Below are 707 nucleotides of genomic sequence, written 5' to 3' on the forward strand. Positions count from 1 at the left end.
TCAGTTTCGCCAATCGCATGCTCGCCTAATAGTGCTGTTGCTTCTACGGCGAACGCTTTTAATGCTGCGCAATCGGCAACGCTAAGCGCTAGTGCGTGGGCATTGGTGTTGCTGGGATTGGATCGGTAAGCTTCGTTGGTTTCCTGGAGGTTGAGGCAGACGGTGATGGCTTGAGAAAAAGCGGCACAGCGGGTGGCAAAGTCATGCAGGTAAATATATTGCTCGGTGTCAATGGCATCGCTGAGGTTTTGATGTTTAGCGTTGGTTGTATTGGGCATTATTCGATCCTTTAGCTCTGTTGATTCCCGTTTATAGACGGGGGTGGGCGACAAATGACAGTGGTGAAGAACTGGGAGAAAACCAAAACCAGCAAGCCCGAAGGCTTCACCGCCACTGTCGCCCATAGAGGGACGAACTTAGGGACCCTGGACCGCATTGCACGATCCAGGGGTTTTCTCAACAGGGCTTCACACCTGTATTCCTATGAGAGGAACGGATGACAAGATACTCGCGCAGAAAACAGAGGTCAACCGGTAAATGGCGGTTTTGAGCGATTACAGTTTTTATACGGTTTTTTAGCTGCCAAAACAATGAATGCTCGGCAGTACAGTAATCTGTGACTGAGTCAGGGCGGTTGATGTTGAAGTTGTTTTTGACCTTGCAGGCGCAGCCACAGTTGCCGTTGCTTTTGAAGTGGCCGTTGACCT

2 protein-coding genes are annotated in these 707 nt (G+C 50.2%); both read right to left on the bottom strand.

Features of this window, described 5'->3' with window-relative positions; genetic code table 11:
* The coding region (locus tag ACVBEF_RS21300) for a hypothetical protein (RefSeq protein WP_447125888.1) at positions 1 to 278 on the bottom strand (278 nt) is incomplete at its 3' end.
* Between the two features lie 178 nt (positions 279 to 456).
* On the bottom strand, positions 457 to 707 hold a 251-nt coding region (locus ACVBEF_RS21305), incomplete at its 5' end, for a hypothetical protein (RefSeq protein ID WP_447125889.1).

Source organism: Glaciimonas sp. GG7 (assembly GCF_052976905.1).